General features: G+C 50.6%; 17 protein-coding genes. 9 read left to right on the forward strand and 8 right to left on the reverse strand.

Annotated features, from left to right (window positions below):
- Nucleotides 1-31 precede the first annotated feature (31 nt).
- The 3 genes from ACFQZE_RS20705 to ACFQZE_RS20715 are packed head-to-tail and all read right to left on the reverse strand — an operon-like array spanning nt 32 to nt 2,287.
- Nucleotides 32-532 carry a hypothetical protein gene (locus tag ACFQZE_RS20705; protein WP_379360602.1) on the reverse strand — a complete coding sequence of 167 codons (501 nt, stop codon included), beginning with the start codon at nt 530-532 and terminating at the stop codon, nt 32-34.
- Between the two features lie 57 nt (nt 533-589).
- On the reverse strand, nt 590-1,099 hold the full coding sequence (locus ACFQZE_RS20710) for a hypothetical protein (RefSeq protein ID WP_379360604.1): 510 nt from the start codon (nt 1,097-1,099) through the stop codon (nt 590-592).
- A 60-nt stretch (nt 1,100-1,159) separates the two neighbouring features.
- Nucleotides 1,160-2,287 (reverse strand): cupredoxin domain-containing protein, encoded by a 1,128-nt coding sequence (locus ACFQZE_RS20715; protein WP_379360606.1) that lies wholly within the window; start codon nt 2,285-2,287, stop codon nt 1,160-1,162.
- A gap of 246 nt (nt 2,288-2,533) precedes the next feature.
- Here ACFQZE_RS20715 and ACFQZE_RS20720 point away from each other — a divergent pair, with 246 nt between their 5' ends.
- The 4 genes from ACFQZE_RS20720 (at nt 2,534) to serS (ending at nt 6,463) form a co-directional block, all read left to right on the forward strand.
- Complete coding sequence (locus ACFQZE_RS20720; RefSeq protein ID WP_379360608.1) at nt 2,534-2,770, forward strand: hypothetical protein; 237 nt, start codon at nt 2,534-2,536, stop codon at nt 2,768-2,770.
- A 195-nt stretch (nt 2,771-2,965) separates the two neighbouring features.
- Nucleotides 2,966-3,499 carry a YceI family protein gene (locus ACFQZE_RS20725; protein ID WP_379360610.1) on the forward strand — a complete coding sequence of 178 codons (534 nt, stop codon included), beginning with the start codon at nt 2,966-2,968 and terminating at the stop codon, nt 3,497-3,499.
- Between the two features lie 106 nt (nt 3,500-3,605).
- Nucleotides 3,606-4,742, forward strand: coding sequence for an amidohydrolase family protein (locus ACFQZE_RS20730; protein WP_379360612.1), 1,137 nt, complete (start codon nt 3,606-3,608; stop codon nt 4,740-4,742).
- Nucleotides 4,743-5,023: 281 nt separating this feature from the next.
- On the forward strand, nt 5,024-6,463 hold the full coding sequence (gene serS / locus ACFQZE_RS20735; RefSeq protein ID WP_379360614.1) for a serine--tRNA ligase: 1,440 nt from the start codon (nt 5,024-5,026) through the stop codon (nt 6,461-6,463).
- Here the strand turns inward: serS and ACFQZE_RS20740 are convergent.
- The 3 genes from ACFQZE_RS20740 to ACFQZE_RS20750 all read right to left on the reverse strand — a co-directional run bounded on the left by ACFQZE_RS20740 (nt 6,430) and on the right by ACFQZE_RS20750 (nt 9,859).
- Nucleotides 6,430-7,299, reverse strand: coding sequence for an aminoglycoside 6-adenylyltransferase (locus ACFQZE_RS20740; protein WP_379360616.1), 870 nt, complete (start codon nt 7,297-7,299; stop codon nt 6,430-6,432). The genes serS and ACFQZE_RS20740 overlap by 34 nt on opposite strands.
- Nucleotides 7,300-7,629: 330 nt before the next feature.
- A complete protein-coding gene (locus ACFQZE_RS20745) occupies nt 7,630-8,352 on the reverse strand; it encodes an amino acid ABC transporter ATP-binding protein (protein ID WP_379360618.1) in 723 nt (240 codons plus the stop codon).
- The gene (locus ACFQZE_RS20750) at nt 8,345-9,859 is read right to left on the reverse strand and encodes an ABC transporter substrate-binding protein/permease (protein WP_379360620.1); all 1,515 of its coding nucleotides are present in this window, start codon (nt 9,857-9,859) and stop codon (nt 8,345-8,347) included. Before ACFQZE_RS20750 ends, ACFQZE_RS20745 begins: the two co-directional genes overlap by 8 nt.
- A gap of 96 nt (nt 9,860-9,955) precedes the next feature.
- Between ACFQZE_RS20750 and ACFQZE_RS20755 the strand changes: the two genes are divergently transcribed.
- From ACFQZE_RS20755 to ACFQZE_RS20775, 5 genes are all read left to right on the forward strand, one after another.
- The gene (locus tag ACFQZE_RS20755) at nt 9,956-10,324 is read left to right on the forward strand and encodes a hypothetical protein (protein ID WP_379360622.1); all 369 of its coding nucleotides are present in this window, start codon (nt 9,956-9,958) and stop codon (nt 10,322-10,324) included.
- Entirely contained in the window at nt 10,252-11,103 is an 852-nt protein-coding gene (yidC, locus tag ACFQZE_RS20760; protein WP_379360624.1) for a membrane protein insertase YidC, read from the forward strand. Before ACFQZE_RS20755 ends, yidC begins: the two co-directional genes overlap by 73 nt.
- 21 nt (nt 11,104-11,124) lie before the next feature.
- On the forward strand, nt 11,125-11,826 hold the full coding sequence (locus ACFQZE_RS20765) for a pirin family protein (protein WP_379360626.1): 702 nt from the start codon (nt 11,125-11,127) through the stop codon (nt 11,824-11,826).
- 22 nt (nt 11,827-11,848) lie between these two features.
- Nucleotides 11,849-12,175, forward strand: coding sequence for a hypothetical protein (locus ACFQZE_RS20770; RefSeq protein WP_379360628.1), 327 nt, complete (start codon nt 11,849-11,851; stop codon nt 12,173-12,175).
- A 316-nt stretch (nt 12,176-12,491) separates the two neighbouring features.
- Nucleotides 12,492-12,698, forward strand: a complete 207-nt coding sequence (locus ACFQZE_RS20775) for a cold-shock protein (RefSeq protein ID WP_379360630.1) — start codon at nt 12,492-12,494, stop codon at nt 12,696-12,698.
- A 62-nt stretch (nt 12,699-12,760) separates the two neighbouring features.
- Here ACFQZE_RS20775 and ACFQZE_RS20780 read toward each other — a convergent pair whose 3' ends face one another.
- Nucleotides 12,761-14,428 carry a response regulator gene (locus tag ACFQZE_RS20780; RefSeq protein WP_379360632.1) on the reverse strand — a complete coding sequence of 556 codons (1,668 nt, stop codon included), beginning with the start codon at nt 14,426-14,428 and terminating at the stop codon, nt 12,761-12,763.
- A complete protein-coding gene (locus ACFQZE_RS20785; protein WP_379360634.1) occupies nt 14,425-16,278 on the reverse strand; it encodes a cache domain-containing sensor histidine kinase in 1,854 nt (617 codons plus the stop codon). Before ACFQZE_RS20785 ends, ACFQZE_RS20780 begins: the two co-directional genes overlap by 4 nt.
- Nucleotides 16,279-16,334 lie beyond the last annotated feature (56 nt).

The following is a 16,334-nucleotide window of genomic DNA, read 5'->3' on the forward strand; positions in this document are numbered from 1 at the left end:
ACAATTAGACAACGGGGGGGTAAATTCCTGTCTATTCGCGTCGAAAACCCTCGTCAGCCATATATTGCACAGCTTCGCTATGGGTTTCAAACGCCATTTCCAATTCTTTGCCTGCATACACGTACCACAAATCATCCTCGAAAAGCAGCGTAAGCCTCGCGCCGCCGGGTCCGCGCCAGAACTCGGCTTGCGACGGGCGATACTGCCCCTCGTCATCCGGGGACTCGTTGTCGTCGGAAGCTGCGCCGGCTTGTCCAGGGGACAAGGATTCGATGGAGCGCGCAATAAGCGACTTCAGCCCTTCTTCGCTGAACTCTCGAATGTTTGCCATTCCTTTGGCATCGGTTTCGACATCGTTCAGCAATCCGGCGAATACAAAGCCATTGCCGTTGGGATGCAAATGATAAACAACGGTTTTTTTCTCATGAGCGCTTTCTTCATAATGAAAATTTACGCGCCCAAGCGAAACGTCCTTCCGCTGTAGTTCAGGAAAGGACGCGATAATGGAAAGTTTTTGGTCAAAGGTCAACATAGATTGGGTGAACCCTCCTTGGCATATGGGGCGGAGCATCTCCGCACGTTCCGTGCCTCAGTCGGTTTTCTTCCGCCAAGTCAGCAGTGCGGCTCCGCCTAAAATCAGAATGATGGCGAAGTAAGGCTGCTTCGATAGTGCGGTATTGAAGAAAGTGCCGAACGAGAAGACGGCGAAAAAGAGTAAAGAAAGAACGGTGAGAATATTGATGGGAATAAGCAGCCACTTGTTCCGTCCGCCGAACCAATAAAACTCAAGCAAGCCGACAGCCGGCGCGAGAATAAACCCTGGCCACATATACTCCCAGTTGCCCACCAGCATAGCGATCTGGCAAACAATGCCGGATACGATCAGGATGCCGCCTGGAATGAGCAGTCCTGCGCCTTTGCCTCCCGTCATGCCGAAATAAAGCCAGTGCAGCAGCAAACCGAGCGGAAGTACGAATAGCGAAGGCCAGAAGTAAGCGAAAATTTTTCCCGGACCGAACGTTTCCCCTTGTCCTTGGTTAAGCAAGAGGATGATGCCGAGCAGCAGCAGCAGCGCGCCGCCAATCGTTTTTAGTTTCATACCGATTAGCACTCCATTCTTATATAGTATAAAGGATGATGAGGCAGGTTCCAAATAGCGTTATTCCATCTGGAGTCGAAAGCTGCCGGAATGTTTGGCAAGCAGGGCAATTTCGTATACTTCTCCAGGAGCAACGTCCAGCGTATCTAACCACTCCGCTCGGCCATCCGCTATTTCTCCGTTGCGGGAAAGCACAAGCAAGTAACAATCCTTCAATTGCATAGGCAAATTAACGGTATCGCGATTCATAACGGTTGTTTTTACCAAATCGCCACTCTGCATCGTGTAGGCGGATGATTCCGGGAACACCTTTCCATTAATTGTATCATAGAGAGAAGGGGTTCCGTTATAAAAAGAAAGCTTGTTGTCCAAAATCATAATCATTTCCCCATTGTATGGACGTGCTTCCAAAGCAAGCTGGGTATCAGCGAAAGGCAAGGAAGCGGGTGAGGCTGTCTCAGCCCCATCTAGACCATAAATGGGCGTTTCCATTGCGGCGCTTGAGCGATCGGATACAAAGCCGCTGTTAAGAATAGCCCATAACGGAAGGGCGGCCACGGACACCATTACAGCGACCGGGCGGAACCGGCTGCGTCTTAGCGAAGGAGGAGAGCCTATCCAGCTCGCAATCCCGTCTTTATGGTACCTTGTCATTTGATTCCGCCAAATGACCAGCCCCGCTATGAGAAGGACGGCAAGTGGGGCGCCGACTTCAAAGGGGCGGAATGGGACGGGCGGTACGATAATAAAGTAAAGGCAGCCCAGCGATAAAAGAGCCGACAGTCTAAAGGGCGCTCTGAGCGCGGTATCTGCGGCAAAGCGGATTCTTGCGGCATCAGGCATTTTGTCCGACATTGCTCTTGTTCTTCTAATAAGGAGATTCAGTCTAGGTACGGCAAGAAACCAGAGAAGAGATGCCGCTAGAAGAAGAAGGGGGACGTGAAGCGCCAGCCGGTCCATCCAGAAAACCGGATGCGCAATTGCGGATATGGTTATATCGGCAGCGATGGCTATGACGCCAATTATACCCAATACGGCAATTCGATGCTTAAGCATGCGTGCGTTCAGATGCATTTCTTTTTCGGAGCTTGCAACAATAAGCTTGGAAGCCTGACTCGAGGCGGCCAGGCTTAGAGCCAGCAGCAATAGGATGGCGCCTTGCTCGATATAGGCCAATATACTGTACATGTGTTGGATATCCTCCCGTTCCAGCGATTCGTCTTAATCTTAAACTTATCTACCACAACTGGATACCTCCGTCAGTCGCATCATGAACCTAGACCTCAGTCGGGGGATTTGATCCGGCTATGGAATGGCCGAAAGCTGCCGGCAACCAAAGTGCGAAAAGTTCCTACAATGCGACATTTTACACCTCTTGCGAGAGTCTATGAAAGCGCTACAATTAAGATAATCGCAGGAAGGGAGGTGGGAAAAATGAGCCATGAACACGAAGAGGTTCAAGAAGGCGCTGAACAAATTGAAGCAGTCGAATTGATCTCGGACGATGATTCATCCGCAGAGGAAGAGGCGGATGCATCGGGAGAAACGGTAGAGGCCGACGCTGTTGATACAGTGGAGGCTGAATTGGAGGAAGAACTGGAAGAAGCGGCTGCGTCGGCGGAGGAAGCCGGTGTGGACGCGGAGGAAGTATCCGAAGAAGCTGCAGAATAACCTTATTCTTTCTAAATAGAAGTAGAGCCGTCTCCAGAGCCCGCATCCCGGCCGTGGCGACGGCTTTTTTTGCTGCGGAAATGTGATTTGAAAAAAAGGTTGACAGCACAATATCTTTGTTTTAAGATAAGTACATAACAAAAAGTTAGTAAATAACAAAATATAATTTAATTAAGAAAGCGGAGGTTTTTAATCATGACAAAAGCAATTTGGACAGTAGACGCATCGCATAGTGAAATCGGGTTTTCGGTCAAACATATGATGATCGCGAAAGTAAAAGGATTGTTCCATTCATTCGAGGCGACAATAGACGCGGACGTTAGCGACCTGACGAATGCCCATATTACGTTCAGCATTGATCTTGGCAGCGTAGATACGCGCAACGGAGATCGCGACGCTCATCTCAAATCGGCAGATTTCTTCAATGTAGAGCAATTTCCGGTTTTGGGCTTCCAGGCTACATCTATTGCAAAGACAGGCAAAAACGAATATGCGGTAACGGGAGATGTCACTTTGCATGGCGTAACTCGCACCGAAACATTTGATGTGACGTTTGAAGGTTCGGGCAAGGACCCGTGGGGAGCAACAAAAGCGGGCTTCAGCGCATTGGGTTCGATCAAACGGAGCAACTATGGTCTGACTTACAACGCTGCGCTTGAAACAGGCGGTGTTCTAATCGGCGATGAAGTGAAAATCTCGCTTGAAATTGAAGCTTTGCAACAAGCGTAAGGTTCAGCTTAGCCAAGAGGGGATTCCGAGGAAAATCTCGGCAGTCCCCTTTTTTTGTTTTCTGCTATAATATGGTGAAAATAGCGGAGAAAGCGAGAGGGTTCAGATGTCATCGGGCAAATATCGAAAGGTATTTTTCATCACTATTGCCGCTTTCTGGATCGCGGTGCTTTGTCTGTTCCTTGTTGAGAAAATGAATTCTAAAAAATATGCGATAAAGATCCTCCCGTCATCATCTTCGCAAGTTTCCCCGTCGCCTGCAACGAGCGCCCCGCCAAGCACGGAACCAGTCAAAAAGAAAACGTTCGATGAGCTTGTAGCGGAGTATAAAGACATTCCTGTGATCGATGCTCATAATCATAATTCGGCTAATGAAAAGCATTTAACGATGAAGGAATCATGGGATAACTACGGCATCGACCGGGTCGTCTTGTTTGGCCAAGTGTCCACGCCGGGTGCCGTCGAAACGGATAACAGAGCGTGGAAAGCCTACTTGGACGATCCGGAAAGGTTTATTCCGTTCACAACAGGCGTCAACTTAGTGGAGGAGTCTGGAATTGAGCAATTGAAGGTCAACTTGGAAAAAGGGTTTTTTGGACTGGGAGAAATTGCGGCGGCATCCCAGTTCTCTCCGCTTCTTGCCACAGCCGCCTGGAAAACGGAGCATCCAATGGACGGGGTATTGCCGCAAATTTACGAGCTTCTGGCCGAATACAAAGCGCCCGTTTTGCTGCATATCGATCCTATAGCAGGGGTTCCGTTAGCCAAGTTAAAAGAGGCGCTTGATGCATATCCGGATACTACTTTTATATTGGCTCATGCCAATGCCCACAACTCTCCGTTTCAATTGGAGAAGTTGCTGGAGAACCACCCTAATTTGTACGCTGATTTTTTTGCTGGATTTACGGAGTATAATGCCGAAAGCGAAAATGAGTTGATTGATTTTGTGCCGATTATCCAAAAGTATTCTGACCGTTTTCTGGTCAGCACGGACTCTGGATTTGGGATTGGCAATGAGGTGGAGGCCATCGATGCGATTTACCGTTTGTTTGATGCGCTCGGAGACCGCGGACTCGCTCAAAAAATCGGATACGACAACATAGAACGTCTTATTAAGCAGCAGCCGGCAACCCAAACTCAGCTTGAGGCGATTAAAAAGCTGGGCGGCGAAACGGTTGCAAGGACTGATTTGGGCACGCTTACGAAGTTGGAAGCTGGCCGTATTTTGAACCAGGCGTCTTGATCCCCGCTTGCGGTACAGAGCTGCTTGAGCTATAATACTTAAAAATTCGATACGGACATTATGCCTGAGATGAGCATCCAACTCGGAGGCGTTTTCGCCAAGGGATGGCCTTTAGCGCCTTCGCCCTAAGTTTGCCGGGTTCCGCCCGTTACAGCGGAGCAAAGAGGATCGGACTTTGGTTAATAGTCCGGTTAATTTGGGTGGCACCGCGAGATAAGCGCTCCTCGTCCCATTGGGATGAGGGCGCTTTTTGTATTTTTATCAAAAAGGAGCGCGGTGTCATGTTGGATGCAAAATGGATCAGGGAAAACGCAGAGCAGGTTAAGTTGACGGCTGTAAGAAAGGGAATCGACGTTTCGGTCGACGAGTGGCTAGAGCTGGATACGGAGCGGCGCAGATTAAAAAGCGAGACGGATCTCCTTCGGGAGCGGCGGAACCGATTGTCGGCAGAGATGGGCCGGCTTATGCAAAGCAAGCGCAAAGCTGAGGGAGTGCAGCCAGATACAGGAGCGGAGGCCGCTGGTGATCGAGCGGAACTGAATGCGGGAGACGAAACCGCCGGTGAACGAGAGCAGTCGAAGCAACACGAAACCGAAGCCGAGAGCATTCGGGAACAAATGCAGTTCGTCAACGGGCGGCTTGGCCAGCTTGAGGAGGAACTGATAGGGGCGGAGCAGCGGTTCGCCGCCATTCACGAAAAAATGCCGAACCCTGCATCGCCCGATACGCCAATCGGCAGGTCGGATGAGGGCAATGTGGAGCTTACGCGTGTTGGAACCCCTCCGGCATTCGGCTTTAAAGCGAGGGACCATATGGAGCTTGGCGACATTCACGGCTTGATCGATGTGCCACGGGGCGTCAAAACGGCCGGAAGCCGGCACTATTATTTAAAAGGAGCGGGTGTTTTGCTTCATCGCGCCGTACAGCAGCTAGCCATGGATATGCTGCTTGCGCAAGGCTTCACGCCGCTCGAGGTTCCGCTTATGGTGAAGGAAGAGGCGATGAGCCATACCGCTTTTTTTCCGATGGGCAGAGACCAGGCGTTTCATCTTCCGGAAGAAGACCGTTATTTGGTCGGCACATCGGAAGTTCCGCTGATGATGTATTACTCGGGAGAAATCGTCGATGTGGAGGAGCCGATCAAGCTGGCTGCGGCGTCGGTTTGTTTTCGTAGCGAGGTAGGCTCGGCAGGCCGGGACGTGCGGGGGCTTTATCGGGTCCATCAATTTGCAAAGGTGGAGCAGGTAGTCATTTGCCGAGCGGTTCCCGAGGAATCGGAAGCGATGCTACAGGCCATAACGGGGAACGCAGAGAGGCTGCTTATGGAGCTAGAGCTTCCGTACCGGAAGGTGGCGGTATGTACGGGCGATATGTCGCAAAAAACCTACAAGCAATACGATTTGGAGACTTGGATGCCAAGCCGGGACGCTTACGGAGAGACGCATTCGTCGTCGAACCTTCACGACTTTCAGGCGAGGCGGGCGAATATCCGCTACAAGGATGAAAACGGCGTGCTGCGCTATTGCCATACGCTGAACAATACGGCAGTGGCGAGCCCGCGCATCCTCATCCCTCTATTGGAAAACCATCAGCGGGAGGACGGCTCGATTTATATCCCTCCAGCGCTTAGGCCTTATATGAACGGTCTAGCCGAACTCCGCGCCGCTGGCAAAAAGGAACCGGATGGCTACGACACGCCGTTGCCTGGAAACATGGATTGATAAATGCTTTTTAAATAAGCGGAGACGCGGCGGTCTTCATCGCGGTTGTAGACATATCCCAGCCGCTCCGCCGTTTCTTCCGCTGCTTCCCGGAATAGGTCGCACATCATAAAGAGAGCCTTCCATATCTTTTCGGGATCGCTATCCGCAAAAGTCAGCTTGAACTTGCTCCACATGTCCGGCGGCAGAAGCTGCTCATAATATTTACCCAGCTTGCCGGGATTGGCCTTAAAGTTCGAACCAGCGGCTATGTACCAGTTAAGCATGTAGATAAGCATGTCGCGCACAGGGCGTTCGATATGGAATTTGGCATAATAGAGCTCGCCTCTAGCCAGACCTTTGGCAATATATGTGCCGACCCACCAAAACTCGTTGCAGCATTCGGCAAAATGACTTTGGCTAGGATGCTCGGTCATGTAATCATTAAGGTTTGGCGGAGGCAGCTGACCGATTAAGCCGTCTTTGTCCAAAAGAACGAGCGTTAAGCTGTCGTGTTTCCACTCGGGAAGCTCCCTTGCAGGGGAGAAGGTCAAGTCGATCCGGTTGCCATCGGCAAACAGCATTAAATAGGCAAAGCTTTCTCTAGGCTCGTCCGCAAGGAGCGTACCTTCGTCGGGCAGTTGCATGATCAAAATGTCTCCGAATCGACCGATCCAGCTGCGGTCTTCCACCCAGTGGCGGACCTCATTCACAAAAAAGACGATATCGTAGTCTTGGAACCGGTCTTTGGCAGCATGCGGGTTCACCCTTGAGCCGTTCAGAACGGCGGCGCGCACCGCAGGCTCCTCTTCGGCAAAACGCATAATGGAATCCATCATTTCCTTTTCCGAACGCACAGCACGATTCCTCCCAAAAGCTTTATTTAAGATTACTTTACAAAAATGCTCATCTAGAAAATCTTATAAAAAAGTTTTTGTAAAATGTTCTTCTAAAAAAGTTCCTTTAAAAGCTTCTTTAAAAAATCCTTTGAAAGCTCCTTTGAAAGCTCCTCTACCTAAAATAGTAGCTTACAGGAGAAAAAGTTGCGAATGCGGAAAAGTTATAACCAAATCCAATAAATCCATATTAAACATAATAAAGCCTTGACTGGAACCACTCCGGTCAAGGCTTTTAAAAGAATAGTGTTCTCGACTCCAACATGTACTACAGAGCACTCCGCCGCCCTTCTAGAGCACTTGCTCCAGAAATCGAACAGCCCGCTCGCTTTGGGGCTTGGCAAAAAATTGAGCGGGAGGCGTCCGCTCGACCAGCTTGCCGTTGTCCATAAAATAAATCGTATCGGCTGCGCCCTGAGCGAATTTCATTTCGTGGGTGACGATCAGCATCGTCATGCCTAAGCTTGCGAGACTCTGAATAACGGCCAGCACCTCCTTGACCATTTCGGGGTCCAGCGCGGAAGTGGGCTCGTCAAACAGCATGATGTCCGGCTCCATGGCAAGGCTTCTTGCAATGGCTACCCGCTGCTTCTGACCGCCGGAAAGCCGTGAAGGATAGCTGCCGGCCTTCTCCGCAAGGCCAACGCGCTCCAGCAGAGCCATCGCTTTTTCCTCGGCTGCGGCTGCCGGAATTTTCTTTACGCGCCTTGGGGCGAACGTAATGTTTTCGAGCACCGTCATATGGGGGAAGAGATGGAAATGTTGAAAAACCATGCCGATGCGCTGCCGGACGGCAGCTATGTCCGTATGCTTGCTCGTCAGCTCAATATCGTTAACGGTAATGATGCCGGAGGTGGGAGTCTCAAGCAAATTGAGGCAGCGAAGGAAGGTTGACTTGCCCGACCCGGAAGGCCCGATCAGCGCAACGACCTCTCCTTGCTGCACGGAGGTCGTGATCCCTTTTAAAACTTGATGTTTGCCATACGATTTGGTCAGCTCGGTTACGTTAATCACTTCGGCGAAGCCTCCTCTCCAGCAGATGGGCAAGCGATGTCAGCACAAGGACAAGCACGTAGTAGATGAGGCCTGCGAACAGCAGCGCCTCCAGCGCGCGGAATTCCGTCGCCTGTACGACATTCGCCCGGCGCATAATATCTTGCACCCCGATGACGGACACGAGGGAGGACTCCTTAAGCAGCGCAACGCATTCATTGACAAGCGCAGGCAAAATCGTTCGAACCGCCTGGGGCAAAATGATGCTGAACATCATCGTCCAATACGGGATGCCAAGCGACATGGCCGCTTCCCGCTGGCCCTTGTCTACGGCCATGATGCCGCCGCGAATCGTTTCCGACAAATAAGCGGCGGAGTTAAGGCCGAAAGCTAAGCCTGCCGCCATGAGCGGCGAAATATCGTATTGGAACAGCTGCGGCGTTGCGTAATAAATGAGAAACAGTTGCAGCAGCAGAGGCGTTCCGCGCAATACGGAAGTATAAGCAGTCGCAAACCATTCCAGCGGCTTAATGCCGGATAATTTCATCAGGGACAGGATGGTGCCCCACACAAAGCCGAATGCCGCCGACACCAAAGTAAACAGAAGCGTCACATAAACGCCTTTTAAAATATAAGGGACATACCCTTTCAAAATGCCGAAATTCAGATTCAGCAAAGAGGCTTTTTGATCGGTTTTTTCGGTTGCAAACCATTTGTCGACGATGGACCCCAGCTTCCCGTTAGCCTTCATTTCATCGAGAACGCCGTTAAACGGCTCCACAAGCGAAGAGCCCTTTGGAAAGGCGATGGCGTACCCGTCCTCTGCGCTGCCGGGCGGCAGGAAGTTCATGACCAGATCGGGATTGGCGGCGGTCATTTCTACGGCCACGGCATCTTCAACAATAACCGCGTGAATGCGTCCCGTCTTTAATTCCTGGATCAAGTCCGGGATGCGGTTCAGCTTCTTAAGCTGAATGTCCTGCAACGTTCCGGCATACAAATCTTGCGTGGAGCCTAGCTGCGTGCCTACTATTTTGCCGGTGAGATCGTTTGGCTCTTGAAGCGGCTCGCTTTTTTTAGAAACGATTGTATTGCGGGCTACATAATAGGAATTGGAAAAATCGACGTTTTCTTTCCTCTCCTCCGTGACGGACATGGCGGACATGACAAAGTCGACGCGACCCGTTTGCAGAGCGGCAATGAGCCCGTTAAAATCCATGGAAGCAATTTCTAGCTTGTAGCCAAGCTGTTCGGCAATAAATTTGGCGATGTCGATATCCATGCCGACGATTTCGCCGTTATGTTTGGCATCGACGTTTTCGTAAGGCGGATAATCGGGAGATGTTCCCATAACAAGAGTGCCTTTTGCCCCGGCAGCGAGGGGTGTTTGGGGAGAAGTGACGGTCGACACGGCGGGTGAGCCGCTTGTTTCCTTCGTCTCGCTAAACACTAAGCCCGGCAAAGAAATGGCCGCGACAAAGGCAAGGAGAAGAAAATAAATCAAATTTAGTTTCGTCTTTCTTCGCATGGCGCCCACTTCCTGTAGAAATCTTTAGTCTTTTGGATTATTGTTACTATATCCAGATTAATGGCGTATTACTAAGCGGAGAAGGGAGGGGATAAAATGATACTCGAACTGGAGCTGCACGAATGGCTGCCGTATTTGTTCTCCATCGGATGGATATGCGCGCTTGCCGGAATATATACGTTGGGCTTATATACGGAAGGCTCTATGAATTTCGGGAGCCGGCATAAGGATGACCGGCTTGTCCCGATTGTGCCGCAAGAGACGCTGCCTGCTGCCATTGTTCAGAAGCGGCTTGTCCGTCACGTAAAGCGTAAGGAATCGCCTGACGAAGACGAATCGGAGTGCCGCGCCTCGTTGATTATGCGCAAACCCAATCAACGAGGAGGCTATATATGTTTAATAGATCATTTATCCCTTTCCGCAAGAACGGAAAACGCACGGTTCTCATTTTCTTTGCTCTTTTAACGATCATGATTTTGCCTGGCTGCGGCTCGGCATCCGGAACGATTAACGAAGATACGCCCGGCATTTTTAATCACTACGTCATTTATCCGTTGTCTGAGCTCATTAGCTGGCTGGCGGGTATTTTTCAAGACAATTACGGGTTCGCCATTATGGCTATTACACTCATCATTAGGCTGGCTCTATTCCCGCTTATGCAGAAGCAGTACAAGTCGCAGCGAAGCATGAGGCAGAAGATGGCCGCCGCGCAGCCCGAGCTGAAGAAGCTGGAGGAGAAGTTCAAAGGCAAAAAGGATGCCGACAGCCTTGCGAAAAAACAACAGGAGCAAATGGCCCTTTATCAAAAGCATGAAATTAACCCGCTGGCGATTGGCTGTTTGCCGATGCTCATTCAAATACCCATTTTAACGGGACTGTATTCCGCTATCAAAATGACTCCGGAGATGTCCACCCATGCATTCTTATGGTTTAAGCTCGGTCAACCGGATTTGTGGCTGCCTTTGATCGCGGCGTTTGTTTACTTCTTGCAGTTTAAAGTGTCGCAAAGAGGGATGGATACTTCGGGTCCGCAACAGCAGCAGCTTGCTTTTCTCGGCTATTTGTCGCCAATTATGATGGGTCTGTTCGCCCTTTGGGCGCCGGCTGCCATTTCTCTGTACTGGGTAACCGGGGGATTATTTATGATTGGGCAGTCATTTCTGCTGATGAAGCTGTATCCTAAAACGGAAGCGGTTAGCGAAAAAGGAAAACAAGAGTCTGTTCTGACAACAGCGGGTAAATAAAAATAAAGAGGAGCGGGTCTCATGATTCGAAAGCTTTCCGCATCGGATAAACATACGACGGATTTGGGCTGGCTTCGCAGCCATCCTTATTATTCGTTTGGCGATTATCAGGATGAAGCTCGGATGGGATTTGGCGTTATGCGGGTGTTCAACGACGATTATTTGGCGCCGGGGAAAGGGTTCGGGGCTCATCCGCACAGCGATATGGAAATTGTGTCTATCGTGCTGAGCGGGAAGATTAGACATGAGGACAATCTAGGCAATCGTGTCGTGACCGGATTCGGTGAAGTGCAGCGCATGTCGGCGGGAAGCGGCATCATTCATACGGAGTTTAATGCCTCAGAGGAAGAAGAGCTGCGCTTGCTCCAGCTTTGGTTTATGCCAAAGGAAAGAGGAGTTCGCCCGAGCTATGAGGCGGTGAAGTTTCAGTCCGAAAAGCTTGAGGGTGCTCTGCTTCCTGTCGTTTCGAATCAAGGGCCAGAGGATGGAACGGCATCGATTGGGCAAGAGATGACGATTTATTTGAGCAAGCTGACGGCAGGGCAAACCGTTAGCCACAATACCGTGAGCAGCAGGAAGCTATTTTTGTTTACAATCGAAGGGGAGCTGTCGCTGATTGGGGAGCGGCTTTCCAGCGGCGATGCGGCGGAAATCGAAGACGTCGGCTCCCTTACGCTTGAAGCGGAAAAGGATTGTTTCTTTATGCTTATAGATATACCATAACGTCGGGCGGAGGGAGGCAACCATGATGCAAACATTGCTGATCAAACACGCGGTAAGCGGCCGGACTTTTTTCGATTCGAGGCGGGAGGACGTTTCCTATTTGGTGGAGGAGAGCGGGGACGGCTGGCTTTTTCGGATTGAACATGTTCAGGGAGATACAGCGGAGGCCGTCAATCGGTTCAAAGCTGAGCTGAACGTGTTCATTTTTAAAGAGTTCGAGGATGAACCGGTATTAAAAACGTGGTATTACGTTCAGGATGGGCCCGTACACTACGACGAGGAACAAAGGGAGCTTTGCATTTATGCAGGCTCAAAAATCGAATATTATCCGCATCATTACTCTCAATAAGCGCAGGGAATCCGTGATCGAACCGGCTTTTGTTCCCTAAAATGACGCAAGGATATTTCGATCCATTTGCCTTATTTAGTAAGACGTGGTACAATGACGTAAATTTGAAAACATAACCCTGCGTCGTGCGTTGCAATGACAGAGCCTATAGACGAAAACTGCCCTATGACCTTGTGTTTGAGGCAGTTTTTACGTTTGCAGCCATTAGGGCAGGGGCAGGTCCGCAATACCGGCAGGGCGGATTCACATTTATTAGCTAGGCGGGCATAGCTGTCCTTTTGGATTTATGCTGACGCTGGCGCCAAGGAGGCTGGCCATGTACAATCGTAAAAAACCGCTAGAAGAAATTCCACAAGAGAACACGAAGGTATGGACATGCGCAACCGAGGGCTGCAACAGTTGGATGAGAGACAACTTTTCGTTCCAAAACGTGCCCAACTGCATTATGTGCAATTCTCCAATGATCAGCGGAGAGAAAGTTCTGCCCGTACTTTACAACAGCACGGCTGAATTAAAGGGCTGAATAAGCAAAGCAACAAGACCCCCGCAAGAGAGGCGATGGCCTCCTCTTGTGGGGGTGTTTTTTTACCCGTTGTTTCCGTAATGGTGCTTCCGATAATCGTTGGGAGTGCAGCCGATCCATTTTTTGAACACCTTGCTGAAATATTTTTCGTCGTGGAAGCCGACCTGCTCCGCGATCTGAGAAATTTTAAGTCCTTTGTTCGCCAGCAGCTCCTTAGCCCTGTTCATCCGAATACCGGCAATATAGTCCGAAATATTTTCGTTCATCTCCTGTTTGAATTTCCGCGAAATGTATTCCCGGCTCAAATAGAAATGACTCGCGACGTCTTGCAGCGTAATATCTCTTCCAGCGTTCTGCTCGATATATTTGGCGATTTCATGGATGACGCCTTTGTCTTTGCTCTGAGCAAGTATCCGCTGGGAAAGAGCGCAGACATCCGCAAACACAGCTTCTTTCCAAGCCTCAAAGCGAAAGTTTCCATCCCCGTCCATCGGAATGTCCGAGATGCTCCGCGTCCCGCCTTCTCTTCGTTCCTGCCGCCGCTCATTCCGTTCTTCAGACCTCTCTGAAGCGCCATGCTCCTCTTCTTGATCGGGAAGTTCCCAAATCGCCTTCGTTAGTTCAAAATGCTGATGCCAATGAATAAGCGCTTCAAACGAAACATAACCGCTTTTCTCTATGAAGGAAAACCAATCGTTTAAAGCGCGCCGAATTCGCTCTGCGCCCCCGCTCTGTACCGCAAAGCGGATCTGCTCCTCAAACTCGTGGAAAGCAAGCAAAGTATGGCCGCGCTTGGTCTGTGCATCGTGTTCTAACACTTCACCGGAGCGACTATCAAGCACGTTTCGGCGGAGCAGGGCGGTTTTCGCCCCTTCGTAAGAGAATGCGGCGCCAGAGGGGAAGGAGGAGGGCGCGCCCAGTCCAAAGACGAAGCGGATTTTGAGCGCCTCTTCAATTGCTCCGTTAATAGCTGCGAGCTGCTCCCGCGCTTGCTCGGCTCCCTCCCAGAATATAAGGACAAGCTCCTGCTCCGTTCCCCAATATCGGAAAGCGCATCCGGCTCCTTCCGCCATCAATATCTCGTTGCATATATTAGTCAGGGCAAAAAACATGAGGTCAGGTCCCGACGTTGCAAATTTTTTTCGAATGGAGGGCGCTGAAAGCTCCAAGCTGGCAACGGCAATTCGCACTCTCCGGATCGGCGCCTCAAGCTGCAGCTCCCGCATGATCGCTTCCGGCATCTCCTGCTGTGCGGACGGTTCGTTCAGAATGGAGCAGAAATAATGCTCCAAAAACATAGGTTTAAGCTGGTTAAGCTCGATCGCTTGCAAGCGGCTGCGGCTGCGGTCCCGTTCCTCGCGGTTCCAGCATTCTACGGCTCTAGAAAGAGCGGCATCCAGTTGTTCCGGATCGATCGGCTTCAAAATATAGTCGAGCCCGCCGTATTTGAGCGTGTGGCGGACAAGACTGAAATCGTCGTGACCGCTCACGACGATCAGCTTGCTGGCGGGAGAGTGCCGCGCAGCCCATTCGATCAGCTCCGAGCCGTTCATCTCCGGCATCATCATATCGGTAAAAATAATTTCGGGCCGATGAATTTGAATCATTTGGGTGGCCTCTTCGCCGTCCTTGGCCTCATATAGCGAAGAGATGCCGTATCGGTTCCAGTCGATGAGGAGTCTAATAGCGTCCCGTACATGTTTTTCGTCATCAATGATTAATGCCTTCATCTTTGCTCATCCTCCCCCGCTAGCGGTATTTCAATGACAACGGAAAATGCTGTTCCGTCTGTTCCGTTCAGCTTCATAGCCGCATCGGGATGGCAATGCAGCTTAAGCCGCGATAGGACGTTGCGCAGCCCGATGCCGCTTCCCTCATCCGTCAGCTCGGCGTGGAGCGAACCAAACGGAGCATCCAATTGCTTCTGCAATTCCGCAAGCCGAGTCTCCGTGACTCCTTTTCCGCTGTCTTCGACTTGGATAAGCAGCTTGGAGGGCCGTGCTAGGATCCGGCAGGTGACGGCAAGTTTTGTCGGCTCTTCGGTTTGAGCGAATCCGTGTTTAAAAAAGTTTTCAAGCAGCGGCTGCAAAATCATTTTGGGGACAAGAACGCTTCGGCTGCTTTCTTCAATATTCCATTCGACGGCCAGAGCCGTATCGAATCGCTGCTTCTGCAAGTCGAGATAAGCGGCTGCATAGTCCAGCTCCCGGTTCAACTCGACCGAACCGTCTATGGCATTCATCTGATAACGCATCAGTTTTCCTAACGAGGCGATAAGCGAATACGCTTTATGATCGCCATGCTGTAGCGAAACGGTGCCGATCGACTGAAGGGCGTTGTACAAAAAATGAGGATTTACTTGCGCTTGCAGCGCCTTCAGCTCATTTGTTTTGTTGGCGATTTCCAGTCGGTATTCCGTCATAATGAGATGATTGATTTTGCCCATCATGGAACGGAACCGTTTGGCAAGCAGCCCGATTTCATCGTTGCTGTCGATATCGATTTCGACGTTGAGCTTGCCGGTCTCAATTTTGTTGACATAACCGATTAAACGCATGAGAGGTTTCGTGAACCGAATAGAAATTAAAAGCGTTCCGATCACCACAATGGCTAATGAAGCGACCCCAACGGCGATGTGAATGCGGGCCAGCCGGTCGGCCGAGCTGTATAAGTGCTTGTAAGGAGTCTGTTTGATCAAATACCAGTCCATATAGGGAGTGGTAACTCGTTCGTAAAATACAATGCCGTCAAACCCTTCGTGCTGCCAATCCAAATGCCCGTTGTTTTGGCCAGATTCGAAAATTTGCGCCATTAAAGCTGAGCCGGGCTCGTTCCCGCCGCTTTCGCCTGGGGAGGAGAGAATCAATTTTCCGTTGGCATCGGCAATATAAAAGTTTTCGTATTCACCGTCATACAGCTGCCGATTCAGCTCGCCCAGCACATCCAGCCGCACATCGATGGACAGCTCCGCTAGAAGCTCGTCGCTCGGCGCGCGAAAGATGGGACGGTGCAGCGTGAACACCGTATCGTCGGGTGCATCTGCGAGGAAATCAAGGCCGTAATTGTGGCTGGGATGCGCCGGCTCGATGTAGGCTTTGTCAGCGGCTTCGCGGACGGGCTCCCCCGTATGCTGTCCTACTTTCAAATCGTCTTTCCAAAGCAGGTAAGTCGCATTTTGTTTGACGACATAGAGGCGTACCTTATGAAACTCGCTGACGCTTTGATAAATATTGTAGAGATGATCCTTAAGCAAATTACGGTTGCGGATCACATCGGTAATATCGTTTGGGAACACTTCATCTTCCATCCCGTGATCTAAAATATAGTACAGGGAGCGGGGAACGTTCATCGCGTTGTAGACGGCCAAAGATTTTTGATTGATATTGTTCATATAGTTGGCTAAATTTGTTTTGCCTAGCGATAGAAGGCGGGTGTTTTCCGCTATGGCATCATCCGTAAGAGAGCGGGTCGTGGCCTCGTAAGAGATGGCCATAGAAATGGCAAAAGGCAGGATGGTAGCGGCTAATAGAAGCAGCATCAGCTTTTTTCGAATCGTATGAAAGGGCTTTCTTTTGTTCATGTGCGGGTCCCCCTTGACTAGCGTTTCTAACGATCCTTCCTCTTCGCCACAGTAAC

The sequence above is a fragment of the Paenibacillus sp. GCM10027627 genome, assembly GCF_042675505.1.
Taxonomy (GTDB): Bacteria; Bacillota; Bacilli; order Paenibacillales; family Paenibacillaceae; genus Pristimantibacillus.

What these genes read in the sequence shown, in the direction of transcription:
- ACFQZE_RS20720 (WP_379360608.1), top strand. Translation starts at nt 2,534, where the DNA reads ATGAGCCATGAACACGAAGAGGTTCAAGAAGGCGCTGAACAAATTGAA.
- ACFQZE_RS20730 (WP_379360612.1), top strand. Translation starts at nt 3,606, where the DNA reads ATGTCATCGGGCAAATATCGAAAGGTATTTTTCATCACTATTGCCGCT.
- ACFQZE_RS20755 (WP_379360622.1), top strand. Translation starts at nt 9,956, where the DNA reads ATGATACTCGAACTGGAGCTGCACGAATGGCTGCCGTATTTGTTCTCC.
- yidC (WP_379360624.1), top strand. Translation starts at nt 10,252, where the DNA reads ATGTTTAATAGATCATTTATCCCTTTCCGCAAGAACGGAAAACGCACG.
- ACFQZE_RS20780 (WP_379360632.1), bottom strand. Translation starts at nt 14,428, where the DNA reads ATGAAGGCATTAATCATTGATGACGAAAAACATGTACGGGACGCTATT.
- ACFQZE_RS20775 (WP_379360630.1), top strand. Translation starts at nt 12,492, where the DNA reads ATGTACAATCGTAAAAAACCGCTAGAAGAAATTCCACAAGAGAACACG.
- ACFQZE_RS20765 (WP_379360626.1), top strand. Translation starts at nt 11,125, where the DNA reads ATGATTCGAAAGCTTTCCGCATCGGATAAACATACGACGGATTTGGGC.
- ACFQZE_RS20750 (WP_379360620.1), bottom strand. Translation starts at nt 9,859, where the DNA reads ATGCGAAGAAAGACGAAACTAAATTTGATTTATTTTCTTCTCCTTGCC.
- ACFQZE_RS20785 (WP_379360634.1), bottom strand. Translation starts at nt 16,278, where the DNA reads ATGAACAAAAGAAAGCCCTTTCATACGATTCGAAAAAAGCTGATGCTG.
- ACFQZE_RS20710 (WP_379360604.1), bottom strand. Translation starts at nt 1,099, where the DNA reads ATGAAACTAAAAACGATTGGCGGCGCGCTGCTGCTGCTGCTCGGCATC.
- ACFQZE_RS20705 (WP_379360602.1), bottom strand. Translation starts at nt 532, where the DNA reads ATGTTGACCTTTGACCAAAAACTTTCCATTATCGCGTCCTTTCCTGAA.
- ACFQZE_RS20725 (WP_379360610.1), top strand. Translation starts at nt 2,966, where the DNA reads ATGACAAAAGCAATTTGGACAGTAGACGCATCGCATAGTGAAATCGGG.
- serS (WP_379360614.1), top strand. Translation starts at nt 5,024, where the DNA reads ATGTTGGATGCAAAATGGATCAGGGAAAACGCAGAGCAGGTTAAGTTG.
- ACFQZE_RS20770 (WP_379360628.1), top strand. Translation starts at nt 11,849, where the DNA reads ATGATGCAAACATTGCTGATCAAACACGCGGTAAGCGGCCGGACTTTT.
- ACFQZE_RS20715 (WP_379360606.1), bottom strand. Translation starts at nt 2,287, where the DNA reads ATGTACAGTATATTGGCCTATATCGAGCAAGGCGCCATCCTATTGCTG.